14 protein-coding genes are annotated in these 16,590 nt (G+C 45.9%); 8 read left to right on the forward strand and 6 right to left on the reverse strand.

Features of this window, described 5'->3' with window-relative positions; genetic code table 11:
• Position 1 precedes the first annotated feature (1 nt).
• The 3 genes from hemF to hemL all read left to right on the forward strand — a co-directional run bounded on the left by hemF (position 2) and on the right by hemL (position 3,492).
• A complete protein-coding gene (gene hemF, locus ESB13_RS14390; RefSeq protein WP_129004346.1) occupies positions 2-949 on the forward strand; it encodes an oxygen-dependent coproporphyrinogen oxidase in 948 nt (315 codons plus the stop codon).
• Positions 950-989: 40 nt separating this feature from the next.
• On the forward strand, positions 990-1,967 hold the full coding sequence (gene hemB / locus ESB13_RS14395) for a porphobilinogen synthase (protein WP_129004347.1): 978 nt from the start codon (positions 990-992) through the stop codon (positions 1,965-1,967).
• Positions 1,968-2,205: 238 nt separating this feature from the next.
• Positions 2,206-3,492 carry a glutamate-1-semialdehyde 2,1-aminomutase gene (hemL, locus tag ESB13_RS14405; protein WP_129004348.1) on the forward strand — a complete coding sequence of 429 codons (1,287 nt, stop codon included), beginning with the start codon at positions 2,206-2,208 and terminating at the stop codon, positions 3,490-3,492.
• 200 nt (positions 3,493-3,692) lie between these two features.
• Here hemL and ESB13_RS14410 read toward each other — a convergent pair whose 3' ends face one another.
• Positions 3,693-4,031 (reverse strand): hypothetical protein, encoded by a 339-nt coding sequence (locus tag ESB13_RS14410; protein ID WP_129004349.1) that lies wholly within the window; start codon positions 4,029-4,031, stop codon positions 3,693-3,695.
• Between the two features lie 426 nt (positions 4,032-4,457).
• Between ESB13_RS14410 and ESB13_RS14415 the strand changes: the two genes are divergently transcribed.
• Together ESB13_RS14415 and ESB13_RS14420 are read left to right on the forward strand one after the other, a co-directional pair.
• Entirely contained in the window at positions 4,458-4,736 is a 279-nt protein-coding gene (locus tag ESB13_RS14415; protein ID WP_129004350.1) for a type II toxin-antitoxin system RelE/ParE family toxin, read from the forward strand.
• A gap of 12 nt (positions 4,737-4,748) precedes the next feature.
• Entirely contained in the window at positions 4,749-5,039 is a 291-nt protein-coding gene (locus ESB13_RS14420; RefSeq protein WP_129004351.1) for a HigA family addiction module antitoxin, read from the forward strand.
• Here ESB13_RS14420 and ESB13_RS14425 read toward each other — a convergent pair.
• The 4 genes from ESB13_RS14425 to ESB13_RS14440 all read right to left on the reverse strand — a co-directional run bounded on the left by ESB13_RS14425 (position 5,031) and on the right by ESB13_RS14440 (position 8,295).
• Positions 5,031-5,588, reverse strand: coding sequence for a PIN domain-containing protein (locus ESB13_RS14425; protein WP_129004352.1), 558 nt, complete (start codon positions 5,586-5,588; stop codon positions 5,031-5,033). The two genes, ESB13_RS14420 and ESB13_RS14425, sit on opposite strands and share 9 nt — an antisense overlap.
• A complete protein-coding gene (locus tag ESB13_RS14430; RefSeq protein ID WP_220399683.1) occupies positions 5,585-6,049 on the reverse strand; it encodes a helix-turn-helix domain-containing protein in 465 nt (154 codons plus the stop codon). The genes ESB13_RS14425 and ESB13_RS14430 overlap by 4 nt, the downstream gene beginning before the upstream one ends.
• A gap of 359 nt (positions 6,050-6,408) precedes the next feature.
• Positions 6,409-7,233 carry a hypothetical protein gene (locus ESB13_RS14435; protein WP_129004353.1) on the reverse strand — a complete coding sequence of 275 codons (825 nt, stop codon included), beginning with the start codon at positions 7,231-7,233 and terminating at the stop codon, positions 6,409-6,411.
• 135 nt (positions 7,234-7,368) lie between these two features.
• Entirely contained in the window at positions 7,369-8,295 is a 927-nt protein-coding gene (locus ESB13_RS14440; RefSeq protein WP_129004354.1) for a helix-turn-helix domain-containing protein, read from the reverse strand.
• A 250-nt stretch (positions 8,296-8,545) separates the two neighbouring features.
• Between ESB13_RS14440 and gyrB the strand changes: the two genes are divergently transcribed.
• Together gyrB and ESB13_RS14450 are read left to right on the forward strand one after the other, a co-directional pair.
• A complete protein-coding gene (gene gyrB, locus ESB13_RS14445) occupies positions 8,546-10,525 on the forward strand; it encodes a DNA topoisomerase (ATP-hydrolyzing) subunit B (RefSeq protein WP_129004355.1) in 1,980 nt (659 codons plus the stop codon).
• 71 nt (positions 10,526-10,596) lie between these two features.
• Positions 10,597-10,803 (forward strand): hypothetical protein, encoded by a 207-nt coding sequence (locus ESB13_RS14450; RefSeq protein ID WP_181955304.1) that lies wholly within the window; start codon positions 10,597-10,599, stop codon positions 10,801-10,803.
• Between the two features lie 218 nt (positions 10,804-11,021).
• On the opposite strand, the gene mfd is transcribed toward ESB13_RS14450, so the two are convergent.
• Positions 11,022-14,447: a transcription-repair coupling factor gene (gene mfd, locus ESB13_RS14455; protein ID WP_129004356.1), complete on the reverse strand. Its 3,426-nt coding sequence runs from the start codon at positions 14,445-14,447 to the stop codon at positions 11,022-11,024.
• Between the two features lie 225 nt (positions 14,448-14,672).
• On the opposite strand from mfd, the gene ESB13_RS14460 reads away from it, so the two are divergent.
• Positions 14,673-16,580 carry a histidine kinase dimerization/phosphoacceptor domain -containing protein gene (locus ESB13_RS14460; RefSeq protein ID WP_164974216.1) on the forward strand — a complete coding sequence of 636 codons (1,908 nt, stop codon included), beginning with the start codon at positions 14,673-14,675 and terminating at the stop codon, positions 16,578-16,580.
• Positions 16,581-16,590 lie beyond the last annotated feature (10 nt).

A 16,590-nucleotide genomic window follows, 5' to 3' on the forward strand; every position in this document is an offset into this window, starting at 1 on the left:
CATGGATACAGCAAAATATAAAACAGCAACAAAAGCATTCAGGGGACGCTGGATAGATTATATCCATGGATTGCAGAACAGCATCTGCGCCGGCCTGGAAGCAGCCGACGGCAAAGCCCGCTTTGCAGAAGAAGAATGGTCAAGAGCCGAAGGCCGCGGCGGCGGAGGCATCACACGCATCATCGCCAATGGTAATGTATTTGAAAAAGGTGGCGTGAACACCTCCGTAGTATACGGTCACGTAACCGATAAAATGCGTAACCATTTAAAGATGGACGGCGCCAAATGGTTTGCCTGCGGCCTCAGCCTGGTACTGCATCCCGTTAACCCTTTCGTTCCAACAGTCCACGCCAACTGGCGCTACTTCGAGTTATACGATGACCAGGACAACGTTGCCGACCGTTGGTTCGGCGGCGGCTCCGATCTTACCCCCTATTACCTGTTCGAAGAAGATGCCATTCATTTTCATCGCACATTAAAAGAAGCCATCGATCCCTTCGGCGATCAGCTATACAACGCTTACAAAAAGCAATGCGACAATTACTTCGTCAACCACCACCGCAACGATGAACGGCGCGGCATAGGCGGCGTATTCTACGATCACCTGCGCCCCGAAAACGATGAAGCTGCCGAAAACCTTTTCCGCTTTCAGCAAGCCAATGGCAACAGCTTCCTGCAAGCCTATGTCCCCATCGTTGACAAAAGGAAAGACAGTCCTTACAATGCAGAACACAAACACTGGCAGGAGATCCGTCGCGGACGTTATGTAGAATTCAACCTCATACACGACAGGGGTACCATCTTCGGTCTCAAAACCAATGGCAGAACAGAGAGTATACTCATGAGCCTGCCCCCAACCGTAAGGTTCGAATACAACTACCAGCCCGCTCCAGGCAGTGAAGAAGATAAACTATGGCAAGCCTGCCTCCATCCAAAAGAATGGATATAAAAGCACGCAGGAACAAATTAAAAAAGTAAAAAAGAGCAACATGTACATACAAAGAAGAAACAGGATATTACGCACCAACGCCTCTATCAGGAGTATGGTGGCAGAAACGATTGTAACTCCTAACGACTTCATAGCACCCTTATTTATAGACGAAGGAACAGGTGTAAAACACGAAATCCCCTCCATGCCCGGTTATTATCGCCATTCGCTCGATAATACCGTAAAAGAAGTAAAAGAACTCTGGAGCCTGGGTATCAAATGCGTGAATACCTACATCAAGTGTAAAGATGAACTGAAAGACAATACCGGTAAAGAAGCATGGAACCCCGATGGCCTCATGCAACGTACCATCAAAGCCATCAAAGATGCCGTTCCTGAAATGATCATCATGACCGACGTGGCATTAGATCCTTACTCCACCTACGGCCACGACGGTATCGTAAAAGACGGTGAAATTGTAAACGACGAAACAGTGGAAGCCCTGGTTAAAATGAGCCTGAGCCATGCCGCTGCCGGTGTCGACTTCCTGGCTCCCAGCGATATGATGGATGGTCGTATTGGTGCTATGCGCCAGGCGCTGGAAGAAAATGGCTATACCAAAGTAGGCATCATGTCGTACAGCGCCAAATACGCATCCTGCTTCTACGGCCCCTTCCGCGATGCACTCGATAGCGCTCCCGGATTCGGCGACAAAAAAACCTACCAGATGAACTATGCCAACCGTATAGAAGCCATCAAAGAAACACTGATGGACATCGAAGAAGGTGCCGACATTGTAATGGTAAAACCTGCCATGGCCTACCTCGATATCATCCGTGAAATAAAGAATACCGTAGAAGTTCCCGTAAGTGCCTACCAGGTAAGCGGTGAATACGCTATGATCAAAGCAGCCTCACAAAACGGCTGGCTGGATGAAAACAAAGCCATCATGGAAAGCCTGACCTCTATAAAACGTGCAGGAGCAGACCTTATTTCCACTTACTTTGCCAAAGAAGCGGCCCGCTTGATCGCAGGTTAACAACAAACGCATGCGGTATCCCCAACAGGCAGGTACCGCATGAGCAGGTACAGCATGAGCCGATACCGCATGAGCAGGTACAGCATGAGCCGATACCGCATGAGCCGGTACAGCATGAGAAGGTACAGCATGATCAGGCACAGCATGAGCCGGTACCGCATGAGCAGGTAAACGAACAAAGTATTCGCGAACAGGTTACCCGCCGATAAATCAATCAGGCATTAAACAACAATTCTACATGTATCGATACGAATCAAGCAAAACACTATTCGAAAGAGCGCAGCAAAGCATTCCCGGCGGCGTGAACTCACCCGTACGCGCCTTTAAAAGCGTTGGCGGCACACCCGTATTCATGAAAAGCGCCAAAGGTGCTTATCTCTATGATGCAGACGATCAGCAATACATCGACTATATCGCCTCCTGGGGTCCCATGATCCTGGGTCATGCTTACGAGCCCGTAGTCAAAGCCATCCAGGAAAAAGCAGTACACTCCACCTCATTCGGCACCCCCACTGAACTGGAAATAGAGATCGCAGAGCTCATCAAAAGTATGGTTCCCAATGTTGATCTTATCCGTATGGTCAACAGCGGAACAGAAGCCTGTATGAGCGCCCTGCGCCTGGCCCGTGGTTATACCGGCCGCAACAAATTCATCAAATTCGAAGGTTGTTATCACGGCCATGCCGATCCCTTCCTGGTAAAAGCAGGCAGCGGCGTAGCCACCCTGAACATACAAACCGTTCCCGGCGTTACCGCAGGTATCGCCAACGACACCTTAACGGCCCCCTATAACGATCTGGCAGCAGTAAAAGAACTGGTAGCCACACATAAAAACGAGATCGCCGCCATCATCATAGAACCCGTTGCCGGCAACATGGGTTGTATATTACCGCAACCCGGCTTCCTCGAAGGCCTGCGTACCCTCTGTAACGAAGAAGGCATCGTATTCATCTTCGACGAAGTAATGACCGGCTTCCGCCTCAGTGCCGGCGGCGCGCAGCAAACCCTGAACATCGATGCCGACCTGGTTACCTACGGCAAAGTAATAGGTGCTGGTATGCCTGTAGGTGCTTTCGGAGGTAAACGAGCGATCATGGAACATATCGCGCCGCTTGGTAACGTATACCAGGCCGGTACCCTCAGCGGTAACCCTATCGCCATGATAGCAGGTTACACACTGTTACAGGAACTGAAACAGAAACCTGCTATCTATACCGAACTGGAAGAAAAAACCGTTTACCTGAAAAATGGCCTCGACAAAGTGCTGGCAGCTTCGGGCCTTCCATACGTGATCAACCAGAAAGGAAGTATGTTAAGCGTGCATTTCAGCAGCAAGCCGGTTACCGACTTCGCCTCTGCCGCCGCGGAAGGAACAGAACGTTTCAAACAGTTCTTCCACAACATGCTGCAAAACGGCATCTACCTTCCGCCTTCTCCTTTTGAAAGCTGGTTCCTGAACAACGCCCTTACAAAAGAAGACCTCGATAAAACAATCGAAGCAGCGCAGAAGAGTTTGCCGCAGTAACGCCTATTTACAAACAGGAACATTTATAAACAAAACGGTCCTATATCGCACAATGATATAGGACCGTTTGTTTGTATCGATAAGAGTAAGCTTACAATATCATACACTTGCGCCTCCTGCCGTTTTTGAGAACAAGCGTATCATTATCGATAGCCAGGATAAACTTATGCTCCAGATCTTTTTGCCAGCATTTTAGCGTATCACCAACTTTGAAGATCCAGACATCCTTTTTTTGCAAACAAATAAATAGCAGAACTTTCCAACAATGAGCTGTCTATAGCGCTTACTACAATGTAATTCCCGCTCACCAATTCGTATATGCTGAAGCCAAACTTTCCGGTTGGCGTAAACACCAGGCTATCCTTATAGAACAACCTGTCTTTCGAATCGACTCTGACATTCAGTCGCGGAACAATTAATCCTCCACAATCCGTGCTATCACTATAAACGCCCTCAGCCTTAAACAAAGGCGTTAGCTGCGCCCGCAATTCACTGGCGCCAGACACGCAGATCAACAGAAAAAGTATGACTCTTAACATCGCTATTTATTATAAAGATTATCTGGCAGCCGTCCTTCGAAGTCCTGCTTAAGACGCTGATAAACCTTCCCACCGGGCTTGTTCCACACTACGAGCTCTCCTTTGTACTCCTCATCAACAAGTATACAGGTATAGGAACTATTTTGCCGGGCATTACCACGCCACATCCCGGCAAGCACTACCAGTCAACAAATGATTTGCTTCATATCGCTGTAAAGACTAAATATAATTAAAAAGACAGCTATTATAATACGCCTCCCCCAACCATTCGTCCCGGACATATATCCCCTTGCTATTCACCCCATAAACATGTCTTCTTAGTATAAATACTACAGCAAAACGGTAACTGACTACTTGTTAAAAGTTAACCTTTTTTGAAAAATAACCGTAACATGTAACATAACACGTCACAATTACACTAACTTTATGATAGCAAGCATTCACCACAAAGGCTTAAAACTATTCTGGACCAGGGGAGACGCGTCCAGGCTGGCGCCGGGGCAGGTCAAAAAAATCAGGAATATTCTTACCATGCTGGATAACGCAGTCATGATCGAAGATCTTAACTATCCTGGCTCCGGCCTGCATAGCTTGAAAGGAAATCTGGCGGATTATTGGGCGGTTTCAGTAACAGGGAACTGGCGGATTATCTTCCGGTTCATAGATGGTGATGCACATTTGGTTGATTATCTCGACTATCATTAAAGAAAGAGGCATATGCTCAAAAGAGGCTTACCGCCCGTTCACCCGGGTGAAATTTTAAAAGAAATGTATCTCGATCCATTAGAGATCAGTGTAACAGAGCTGGCCGATAACATCGGGGTGGCGCGGCGTACCGTATCGTTACTAATTAATCAGCATTCCGGCGTAAGTGCCGAAATGGCCCTGCGTCTTGCCAAAGCCTTCGGCACTACGCCCCAATTCTGGCTAAACATGCAACAAAGCCACGACCTCTGGAATGCAGAGAAGAGGGTTATTTTGAAAAGCATCAAACAGCTATCACATTAATAGCTTCACTGAGCTGGTCATACCACATTTATCAAGTATAGCCAGCACATCATTACGATTAAGAGGTGGTTTTCTTAGCCGGGCAATCATTTTTTCAAACGCGAGGCAAGCAACATCAAAATCTATAAGGATCAGATCCCTTGCAAAATAATCCGGGTGAGTAATCTGCAGGTTATAAGCAGCAACATATTTTGAAGGAAAATCTTTTGTATTTGCTGTAACGATATGTGTTGCTTCCGCTTTGATAGCTGCCGCCAGTACATGCCTGTCATCAGGATCGGGAAGCTGAAGATCACTAATTATCTCTGCAAACCTCGTCACTTCTGCATCCGGAAATGCAATATTCATTGCCTGCACTGTTTGAACAATATTTTCTCTGACAAGATCCGGTCTGTTTTTCAATAGGTTATTCACCCATTCCTTCTGTATTATTTTAGACCATTTAGGCTGAAACAATCTTGCATCAGCTAAACTCAGCAATAAGTCACGAACAGGCGCCGGATACAAAACATTCGCATCTAATACTGCAATCGTACCGATCGCTTTCATAACTCGTAACCAATATTGAGATCCTGCGCCTGGGAAGCTATAAAGTTTAGTTGCTTTTCCCGGATAGCTTTCTGAGCATGCTCGTAAAGTAAAAGATCTTCGAGGCTTACCCTACGGTGTGCCCCCACTTTTTTAAATGGAATCTTTCCCTGCTCTAACAATTTTACCAGGAATGGACGGGATACGCCAAGCAAATCGGCAGCTTCCTGTGTAGTTAGTTCTGCTTCTATGGGAGAAACCTGTACCGCTTTACCTTCAGCCATATTCTCCAACAAAAACTTTAAATACTGAACAACATATGGCGGGATTTCTACAGCTTCCATTTGCTCACTGACACTGGATTGAATAGAAAGATAAACACGGGGAATTTTCTTTTTCCCATTCATCTTATCTAACTCACTCATTGCTGCCTTCGCAAATTTTTGTTCAGCCCTTGTAGGCTTTTCCATTACTGTTTTCATACTGCCAAAATACGAAACATTCGAATTATTCGAAACAAACGAAAAACTATTTCTTTAATTACTTAACCTCACACCCTCCTCAAACCCGGAATCGTACCCGCAATAAATTAACAATCAACCATTCCCTGTGCCTATTGCCTTCAAATATAAAAGCGGCGCAATCGCTTGCTGCTGAAAAGCAGAAGGCAAAAATGTGCAGTTTGCCTTCAAATATAAAAGAGGGTGGGTCATAAATAAAAATAGCCGCTGAGAATTGCTTAAACGCGAACCCGGCTCCATCAGGTACCCGAATAAAACGAGGCCGTATCGTACTTATGATACGGCCTCGTTTATAAAAATTTCTATACTGGTTTCAGCATCTATTTTTTCAAAGGCACACTTACACCGATATTAGCTATCATTTCGTAACAGCCAAAGGTTTGGCTGGCTTTACCTTCGTAGACTTTCAGGTTGTAGTACCTGGCGCCTACCAGCTTGTTACAATATTCGAGGAAACCGTACTTGAAGAAAGTAGCCCTTACTGCTGCTTCACCACCAATCGCAAAACCGCCAAACTGGAAGCCCGCATCATTGGACTGATCGAAAATCGTATTCTCTACGTGCGGAATTACGATGCCCACACCACCTTTCAACAGCAACGAAAGATTGAACCACTTACTATTGAAATTAGACAGTTGTTTGCGGTGAACAAGGTTGAACAATAGAAAATTAGCCCCATTATTCAACTGGTAAGTCAGCTTCTGCGGATCGTTGTTGGGGATATAATAATCGACGTCCTTGTGATTCTGCGTGCCTTTGATATGCAGCAGCTGGTCGGGTTTTACCTGGTATTTGGTATGATCGAAGTTGATCTCAAAAGCCCAGTTGTCTTTGAAGAAATAACCTACCCGGTAGTTGTACTGGGGAATGCTGATGGCTTTGGTAAAAAGGCCATCATTCCATCCCGGCTTATCTGCTGCCAGTACTTTTACGAATTTGTAGTCGTTGCCAAGCGAAGGTTGTTTTACATGAATGGAGCTTGCCGTATACCATTCTTTGTTATATCCCCAGGAAACATAGAATTCCCCTTTTTTCCCTGGTTGAAACTGTTGGGAAAGGGATTGGTTCTGGGCCTGGGCCGAAGGGGTATGCCATGTAAAAGCAGCCAGCATACCAACGGCTGCCATAAGTACAGATCTGTTCATCTTTGGGTTGTTGAGCAATTAATGATTTAATGCTCTACAGTTGGTTGGGTTACAAAGTCTAATGCCGTAAAAACTACGACGAAACCAGTGCAAAGGTTTTACGCCGTTATGTTTTCAAGGCAGCAAAAGCGCGAACTAGCGAAACAGCAGTTCACAAGGTTTTAAGCCGGTATGTTTTTTAAAGGCAGCAGAAAAATGCGAGATAGAAGAGTAGCCGAGCATTGCTGAAACATCGGTTACGCTTAATCCTTTCTCATAGAGCAGGTATTTGGCATGCTCCATCCGCTGCTGCTGGTAAAAATCGAAAATGGTAGTTCCGAACACCTCTTTGAAACCTTTCTTGAGGTAACATTCGTTCATAGCCACTTTACGGCTTAGTTCTTTGATAGTAATGGGATCGCCAATATGACGAAGCAGTATTTCACGGGCCAGGTAAATACGCTCGCGGCCGGTTTCGTCGGCCAGGAACTTACAAACAAAGCCTTCTTCTTTTTCGTCGACCAGGCATTCGAGGCTGTACAACAGCAATTCATGCACTTTGGCGTTCACAAATATATTTTCCATGGCGCCGGCATAGCTATGATTTAAAAGAGCATCGAGGGAAACCCTTTTGCGGCTGCACACGGGGAAGATCTTGGTAAAGGAATGCGGATGCTTGAATGCCAGCACTTCATCTTTCCGGCTCACCAGTTTTACATTGTGTACAAACTGATGCAGGAAGGTGGCGGAAAAGTGGAACGAGAAAACGTCCACTGTTTCATGGCTGCCGCTGCAATTCTGCGTTGGCAATTCTGCACACTGGGAACAGCTTTTCTCGAAGCAATATTTGTTCGCCGTTGTACAGTAACGCAGTTCCAGGAAGTTTTCTTCCGGTTTCTGGTCGTTATAATGGTATACCAACATGCCCGTATCTTCACTCGTCCATTTCTGCTGGGCATAATATCTCCTGATCACATATTGAATGGAGCCGGGAATATGTTGTTCTTTAAGATGCAACAAGTTCATACTCGGTTCAATAGTATTCCTATGCGCTACTTTCAGTATATCCAAAACTTGTAACATGATTGCGCAAATTTAATGTATCTACATGTAACATTCGACGAGGTTACACCGGGTATACCCCATTTCTGGCAATAAAATGACGAAAAGAGGCCCATTGGGACAGGGGGAAGGGATATTTCCACATACTGTTCACAAACCTGTTAAAACGTCAGTTTAGGCAGGGTTTTTAGTTATAAACCCCTTAATTTTTCGTAGTTTTGCAGGCTCTCATTCTATAATAACATACAACTGTTCATATTTATATCTATCTATGAGTGAAGAAACGATGAACGTGGAAGCCCCTGTACAAAGTGGTTATGGTGCAGACAGCATTCAGGTGCTGGAAGGGCTGGAAGCGGTACGTAAAAGACCGGCCATGTATATTGGTGATGTGGGTGTTAAAGGTTTACATCACCTTGTGTATGAAGTAGTTGACAACTCTATTGACGAAGCCCTCGCCGGCTGGTGTAAAAATATTGAAGTTACTATCCATGAAGACAATTCCATCAGTGTTCAGGACGACGGGCGGGGTATCCCTACCGGCATGAACACCAAGGAACAAAAAAGCGCCCTGGAAATAGTAATGACAGTACTTCATGCCGGAGGTAAGTTTGATAAGAATACATATAAAGTTTCCGGTGGTTTGCATGGCGTGGGTGTGAGTTGCGTTAACGCATTGAGCACCGTACTGCATGTAACCGTACACCGCGAAGGAAAGATCTTTGAACAGGAGTACCGTACGGGCATTCCCCAGTATGATGTACGCGAAATAGGTGTCAGCGAGCTTACCGGCACAAAGGTACATTTCTGGCCTGACGGATCTATTTTCCAGACCACCCTCTACAATAAGGACATTCTTGAAGGCCGTTTGAGAGAACTGGCTTTTCTTAATAAGAAGATCAGCATTACCCTTACCGACCTGCGTGAAAAAGACGAACAGGGTAATGTTTATGTAAAAAACTTCTACAGCGAAGGCGGTATTGTTGAATTCGTAGAATTGCTGGATGCCAACGGGAAACGCACACCGCTGATACCTAGCACCTTATATGTAGAAGGACATGATGCCAACAGTAATGTCGCCGTTGAGGTTGCCATGACCTACAACGATGATTTCAAGGAGCATATCTTCTCGTACGTTAACAATATCAATACTATAGAAGGTGGTACGCACGTTACCGGTTTCCGCCAGGCGCTGACGAGGGTGTTTAAATCGTATGGCGACAAACAGGGTCTTTTTGAAAAGGCCAAGGTGGAAATTGAGGGTGACGACTTCCGGGAAGGTTTAAGCGCCATTGTTTCGGTAAAAGTGCCGGAGCCACAGTTTGAGGGTCAAACCAAGACCAAACTGGGTAACAGCGATGTTAGCGGTATTGTGCAAACCACGGTAGCTGCTGCACTGCAAAATTACCTGGAAGAGAATCCCAAGGAGGCTAAAAACGTTATTTCCAAGATCATATTGGCGGCCCAGGCCCGTGTTGCGGCTAAAAAAGCACGCGAGATGGTACAACGCAAAACCGTTTTAACCGGTGGCGGCTTACCTGGCAAGCTGGCAGACTGTTCGGAACGTGATCCGGAACGTTGCGAATTATACCTTGTGGAAGGTGATTCGGCAGGTGGAACGGCTAAGCAAGGCCGTGACAGGAGCCACCAGGCTATCCTGCCGCTTCGGGGTAAAATCCTTAACGTAGAAAAGGCTATGGAGCATAAAATCTACGAAAACGAGGAAATCCGCAACATTTTCACTGCCATGGGTGTTACAATTGGAACGCCTGAAGATCCTAAAGAACTGAACTTAAGCAAATTACGCTACCATAAGCTGATCATCATGACGGATGCCGACGTGGATGGCTCGCATATTGCTACGTTGATCCTAACGTTTATTTTCCGTTATATGAAGGCCCTGGTAGAGCAAGGCCACGTTTACCTGGCGCAGCCGCCGCTGTACCTGATTAAAAAGGGTAAAGAACAGGCATACGCCTATAACGAGGTACAAAGGAAAGAGCTGGTAGATCGCATCTCCGGCGGTAAAGAAGACAGTGTCACGATTCAGCGATATAAAGGTCTTGGTGAAATGAATGCCGATCAGTTATGGGAAACAACCATGGATCCGGCCCGCAGAACGCTGAAAAAGGTAACTATAGAGAGCTTGGCTGTTGCTGATGGCGTATTCAGCATGCTCATGGGCGATGAAGTTGCTCCCCGCAGGGAGTTTATTGAAACGCACGCCAAATACGCCAAAATCGATGCTTAATACTGCTTATGCGGTATGGCATTCTTTTGGAAAACAGCCTATTTTTACTAATTTTTTAAAATCAAAGACAAATGGACACATCAAAAATGATCAAGGCATATTGCTTAAAGACTAAGGAGAAAGATGTTCCCTTACAGGATGCAGTGATTTCTAAAACAGCTAAAGGCGGTTATATTGCTAAAGGTCATGATGGCAAGGGTAATAAAATGAGTGCTATCCTGGGTGAAGCAAAAGCGCTTCAGGCAATCGCTGACGGCGTAGCCAAGAAAGACTTCTAGTCTCGGGGCAGACACACAACTTTATAGAAAAGCGGCTGTATCTTTTCAGATGCAGCCGCTTTTTTTATTCTTGCTTTTGCTAAAGATTGCTAAAAAAAGAAACATTTTTAAAGAAGCTTTTGAGAAGCTTTAAAGATGCTTTTAGGATGCTTTAAGACAGCCTTTTCAAAATCGCCGCTTTTTTTAGCAATCTTTAGCAAAAACGGTGAAAATATTTTCTATTGCTTATCGCCTATCACTCCTTTTTTCATCAGATCCAGGAAACGATGCATATCGTTCATGTCTTTGATATCATCGACCACCAGCAGGAAGTTTTTAGCAGATTGCTTTAACCGCGCCTTATTGGTTCCTGTTTGCAAATACTGAAGAATATTTTTAAAGAGATCGGATTCAAAATAAGGAGAATCGTTCTTGTTGATAAAGTAACAACGCAACGTATCCTCTTTCAGCGCCATTTTCTCGAATCCCAATGATACTGCCAGCCAGCGGCAGCGCACCGTTGTGAACAGGTCATCTACCGATTGGGGCATGGGACCAAACCTGTCGAGCAACTCCTGGTGGAAAGCCTGCAATTCTTCGTCCTTTTCGCAGTTATCGAGACGTGTGTACAAAGACAGCCGTTCTGTAATGCTTTCTACATAAGAGTCGGGGATAAGCACTTCAAGGTCGGTATCGATGGTACAATCGCTGACGAAGTCATCCTGTTTGCTGATCTCTTCTTTGAACAGCTCTTTAAACGAAGTCCGTTTCAGTTCCCTGATGGCCTCGTCGAGGATCTTCTGGTACATTTCGAAGCCTATATCGGCCATGAAGCCGCTTTGTTCACCACCGAGCATATTACCTGCGCCACGGATATCGAGGTCGCGCATTGCTATCTGGAAGCCGCTGCCGAGGTCGCTGAACTGCTCGAGCGTTTGTAAACGCTTGCGGGAATCGGTAGGCAAAGTACTTACCGGCGGCGCCAGCAGGTAACAGAATGCTTTCCTGTTACTGCGTCCTACCCTGCCTCTCAACTGGTGCAGGTCGCTTAAGCCAAAGTGATGCGCATTGTTGATAATAATGGTATTCACATTTGCGATGTCGACGCCGCTTTCCACAATATTGGTACAGATGAGGACATCATATTTACGGTCGATAAAGTCGAGGATCCGTTCTTCGAGTTCTGCGCCGTCCATTTGACCGTGTGCATAGGAGATACTCAGGTCGGGGCATAAAGCCTGTATGAGGCCGGCCATTTCCTTTAATCCCTGTACCCGGTTATGAATAAAGAACACCTGTCCTCCGCGCTCCGTTTCAAAGTAGATGGCATCTCTGATGACATCCTGGTTAAACACCTGGATTTCCGTTTGAACGGGCTGGCGGTTGGGCGGCGGGGTATTGATGATACTGAGGTCGCGCGCTCCCATAAGAGAGAACTGCAGTGTACGTGGTATGGGTGTGGCTGTAAGGGTCAGGCAATCCACATTCGTTTTCATGGTTTTCAGCTTCTCCTTGTGCGCCACGCCAAACTTCTGCTCTTCGTCGATGACCATTAATCCCAGGTCTTTGAACTTCACTTCTTTCCCCAGCACGCCATGTGTACCAACGAGGATATCGATCTTACCTTCTTCGAGGCGCTTCAGCGTTTCTTTCTTTTCTTTCGAAGATTTAAAACGGTTGATGAAGTCGACTGTTACGGGGAAGTCTTTCAGCCTTTCTTTAAACGTTTTGTAGTGCTGGAAAGCAAGGATGGTTGTAGGCACCAGTACGGCGGCCTGTTTGCCATCGACAACCGTTTTGAAGGCGGCTCTTATGGCAACTTCGGTTTTACCGAATCCAACGTCGCCACAAACCAGGCGGTCCATAGGTGAAGGCTGCTCCATATCCCTTTTCACATCTTCGCTGGCTTTAGCCTGGTCGGGTGTGTCTTCGTATACAAACGAAGCTTCGAGCTCGGTTTGCATATAGTTGTCAGGCGTATGTGCAAAGCCTTGCTGCGCCTTTCTCTGAGCGTATAATTGAATCAGGTCGAAGGCTATTTCCTTCACCTTCGCCTTTGTTTTTTCTTTCAGTTTACTCCAGACCTCGCTGCCCAGTTTATTTACTTTGGGCACAGTACCTTCTTTACCTGTGAACTTGGAGATCTTGTGGAGTGAGTTGATGTTTACATACAGGATGTCGTTATCCTTATACAGGATACGCACCATTTCCTGCACCTTACCATTGGTTTCAATTTTCTGCAAACCGCTGTAGGTACCCACACCATGGTCGATATGTGTTACATAATCGCCCGGCTGCAATTCACGCAGTGTTTTAAGCGTGATTGCCTTGTTCTTGTTAAAGGCCTGTTTTACGCGGTATTTATGATAACGCTGGAAGATCTGGTGATCGGTATAACAAACCACCTTAAGATCGTGGTCGATGAAGCCGCTGTGGATAGAAGTGGCTACCGGAACAAACTGCAGCTCGGTATTGAGATCGGTGAAAATAGTATTCAGCCGTTCGAGCTGCCGTGCCTGTTCGGCAAACAGGTAGATGGTGTATTTATTGGTTTCATGTGATTTGAGATCCCTGATCAGGAGATCGAACTGGCGATTGAAAGAAGGCTGCGGTTTGGTATTGAATTCAATTTCAAAAGTCGCCAGTTGCGGCTTGTATCCTATTTCAATCACCTGCCTTTGCTTTAACTGGCGCTCTATGGTTGCTGCGGGAACGAAATCGTGCAGGGATACTTCCTTCAGTATTTTGGTATCGTCTTCATCGTCCTGCACATCGGGTGCGGGTTCGTTACCGGCGGCTTCCATTCTTTGCAGGTACAGCCCCAGGTCTTCTTCCTGCTGACTGATCTTTTCTTTGATCACATCCCAGTCGTCGAGCCAAACCATCATATTTTCGGGCAGGAACTCGAGCAGGGTCACTTTTTCACCTGTCGTGAACTGTGTTTCAATATTCGGGATGATACTTACCTGCAGCAGTTTGCGTTCGCTCAACTGTGTTTCGGGATCGAAGATCCGGATACTGTCCACTTCGTTACCAAAAAGCTCTACACGGTAGGGTTTATCATTACCAAACGAGTAGATGTCGAGAATGCCGCCCCGTACTGCAAACTGGCCCGGTTCATATACAAAGTCGGTACGGACGAAGCCATACATTACGAACAATTCGAGCAGTCCATCAACATTCAGGGTATCATTTGCTTTTATCTGGATGATATTACCGCTGAGTGTTTCGGGCAGCACCACCTTTTCGAACAGGGCTTCGGGGTAGGTGATGATCATTTTACGATTACCGCCGGCTGCAAGCCTCGTCAATGCTTCGGTACGAAGCATTACATGAGAACTGTTGAGCAGTTTAAAGTTCTTCCTGTTTTTAAACGAAGAGGGGAAATAGAACAGGTCGATGGCCCCGGTCAGGTTTTCGATCGTATTGTGGAAATATGCCGCTTCTTCGGCATCGTTCAGGACCACGAGGTGATTCAGCTTTTTGGTTTGCTCAAGCTGGAAAATAGCACCAAGCAAAAATTCGCGACTACTACCTTGTAAATTCTTTAGGAAAACCGGCTGTTTTGTGTTTTCCGGATGATCAGCGGCAAAAGCCAGCCTGTCCGCCAACTGTAAAAGGCGGGGGGATTGTTTGTACAGCTCCAACAACGCACTAAGATTCATAAACGGGAGCAAAGATAAAAATAAAAAACGCAGCCCGGATAGGAAAATACGCCCATATCTCCTATTGAGCTGCGTTCGACAAAGAGTATGCAATACTAACTGTCAAGCTCTTATCTAGTTACGTATTGCAGCAGGGTCTGATGCAAATATAGTATGAGCGCATAGCAGGGAAAATAGACCCCAGGGTCTGATTTTATGAGACCATTAAATCCATCATATTTGCATATGAAGTTTCTGCGGCTTAAAGTGTTTTTGATCATACTATCGGTGCTGTTCATAGCGGCACCGGGCAAGGCAGATACTTTACGTTTATCTCAACCTGAACAGCTTGCAGCGCCGCTGTCGCTTACCCCCTATCTGCAGGTAATGGAAGATTCGCTGCATCTTTACTATCTGGGAGCTATAGAATCGCATCCGCAATGGTTTCGCCCTTATAACCGTTTTCAGAGTCATCATCCCCGCAGCACCTACTGGCTGAAGATGGAAATAGCGACAGACAATTTATGGCAACCCGAATCCCTTGCCCTGGCTTTCGAGAATATAAGCCTGGTTGATCTTTATTTTTCTCATTCCAATGAGCCTTACCAACACCAGCAGGCAGGTATATTCCGGCCGGCCAGCGCCATCAGTCCCGATGACAGCCGCACTTTTTTTTCTTTCCGGCTCCAGGCAGGCAAACACTACACAATTTTCCTTAAAGTATTACATGAAAAAGGATATAAGCCGGAACTACTATTCAAGCTCCAGCAAAAGGAAGGATACCTCCGGACCTTACAACGAAAAATACTTTCGGATAGCCTTACATTCGGCGCATTGATCATATTTCTGCTATATACCCTGCTTTCGTGGATAGTAAGCCGTTTCAGGCCTTATGGCTGGTTATCGCTGATGATTGCCGGTACTGCCTTATATAGCCTTAGTATGAATGGTTACTTTATAGACCTGTGCTTTCCGGAACATCCCGCTACAGGGTGGCTATTTAACCTGCCGTTTATACAGATCGCCTTTTTAGCTGTATTTCTGCTGATGATGGATTTCTGGCAGATAAAAACTGCCGCTCCCAAGCTATATAAATACGGTATGGCAGGTATGTACCTGATGATTGCATTTGCAATAGCAAAAAATATCATGCTCGCCGTCACCAACGACTACAGGCTGGGCAATATACTCGTAGCCTGTTCCTTTCCCATACCTGGTTTCTTTTTCGCTTATGCGATATGGCATTGCTGGAATCATCTCAACCATGCCCAACGTTTCCTGGCATATGGGATCATCTTATTTGGCGTATCGGCGATAGCAGTGATTACGGTAGTAATGGTAATGCACGAACAGGCTATTACCATCAACCCCTACATCTCCAATTTCACCGTACTCATTGTGGTACTGCTCTTTTCTATTGGTTTGAAAGAAGAGCTTCGTCAATCGGAGATCAAGCGGAATGCCTCATTGCAAAGACTTGCACTTTTACAAAAACTTCAGAATGATTCACTTGAAAAAAAGGTAGCGGAAAGAACAGAGCAGCTGGTAGCGCGTAATGCCCGTATTGAAACGCTTATCAATGAGCTACACCACCGGGTAAAAAATAACCTGCAATTATTATACAGTCTAAACCAATTACAGCTGCCCATTGTGTTGGACAGCAAGGCGCAGGACATCCTGAAAAGCAATATATCGAAGATCAAAGCCATGATCCTCGTTAACCAGAAGCTTTACCAGTTTGATGATATCAGTTCGGTAAACCTGAAAGAATTTATTGAGGAGCTCTCAGCCTATTCGGAACGCATTTATGATACCAAAGGCACTGTTCGTACCAGTCTTTCGCTACCTGATGATATTACTATGGATGCTTCGCACATTCTTAGTTTCGGGCTTATTGTAGCGGAGTTACTCACCAATGCTTACAAGTATGCTTTTGCCAATACGCAGGAGCCACTGATCCGAATGAGCATAACCCCCATTACGGAGCATACCATCCAGTTCGTGTTTTCGGACAACGGGCCGGGTATGCCTGCGGGCCGTGAAAATGTATCGATGGGTGTTCCACTGATAAAAGATCTTTCCCGCCAATTAAATGCGACGGTAGAAATTCGCAATGACAACGGATTAATGTATACATTTACGCTGGCCGTTTAACTTTATGCTA

This window comes from Filimonas effusa (assembly GCF_004118675.1).
Classification (GTDB): Bacteria; Bacteroidota; Bacteroidia; order Chitinophagales; family Chitinophagaceae; genus Filimonas; species Filimonas effusa.

What these genes read in the sequence shown, in the direction of transcription:
- hemF (WP_129004346.1), top strand. Translation starts at nt 2, where the DNA reads ATGGATACAGCAAAATATAAAACAGCAACAAAAGCATTCAGGGGACGC.
- hemB (WP_129004347.1), top strand. Translation starts at nt 990, where the DNA reads ATGTACATACAAAGAAGAAACAGGATATTACGCACCAACGCCTCTATC.
- hemL (WP_129004348.1), top strand. Translation starts at nt 2,206, where the DNA reads ATGTATCGATACGAATCAAGCAAAACACTATTCGAAAGAGCGCAGCAA.
- ESB13_RS14410 (WP_129004349.1), bottom strand. Translation starts at nt 4,031, where the DNA reads ATGTTAAGAGTCATACTTTTTCTGTTGATCTGCGTGTCTGGCGCCAGT.
- ESB13_RS14415 (WP_129004350.1), top strand. Translation starts at nt 4,458, where the DNA reads ATGATAGCAAGCATTCACCACAAAGGCTTAAAACTATTCTGGACCAGG.
- ESB13_RS14420 (WP_129004351.1), top strand. Translation starts at nt 4,749, where the DNA reads ATGCTCAAAAGAGGCTTACCGCCCGTTCACCCGGGTGAAATTTTAAAA.
- ESB13_RS14425 (WP_129004352.1), bottom strand. Translation starts at nt 5,588, where the DNA reads ATGAAAGCGATCGGTACGATTGCAGTATTAGATGCGAATGTTTTGTAT.
- ESB13_RS14430 (WP_220399683.1), bottom strand. Translation starts at nt 6,049, where the DNA reads ATGAAAACAGTAATGGAAAAGCCTACAAGGGCTGAACAAAAATTTGCG.
- ESB13_RS14435 (WP_129004353.1), bottom strand. Translation starts at nt 7,233, where the DNA reads ATGAACAGATCTGTACTTATGGCAGCCGTTGGTATGCTGGCTGCTTTT.
- ESB13_RS14440 (WP_129004354.1), bottom strand. Translation starts at nt 8,295, where the DNA reads ATGTTACAAGTTTTGGATATACTGAAAGTAGCGCATAGGAATACTATT.
- gyrB (WP_129004355.1), top strand. Translation starts at nt 8,546, where the DNA reads ATGAGTGAAGAAACGATGAACGTGGAAGCCCCTGTACAAAGTGGTTAT.
- ESB13_RS14450 (WP_181955304.1), top strand. Translation starts at nt 10,597, where the DNA reads ATGGACACATCAAAAATGATCAAGGCATATTGCTTAAAGACTAAGGAG.
- mfd (WP_129004356.1), bottom strand. Translation starts at nt 14,447, where the DNA reads ATGAATCTTAGTGCGTTGTTGGAGCTGTACAAACAATCCCCCCGCCTT.
- ESB13_RS14460 (WP_164974216.1), top strand. Translation starts at nt 14,673, where the DNA reads ATGAAGTTTCTGCGGCTTAAAGTGTTTTTGATCATACTATCGGTGCTG.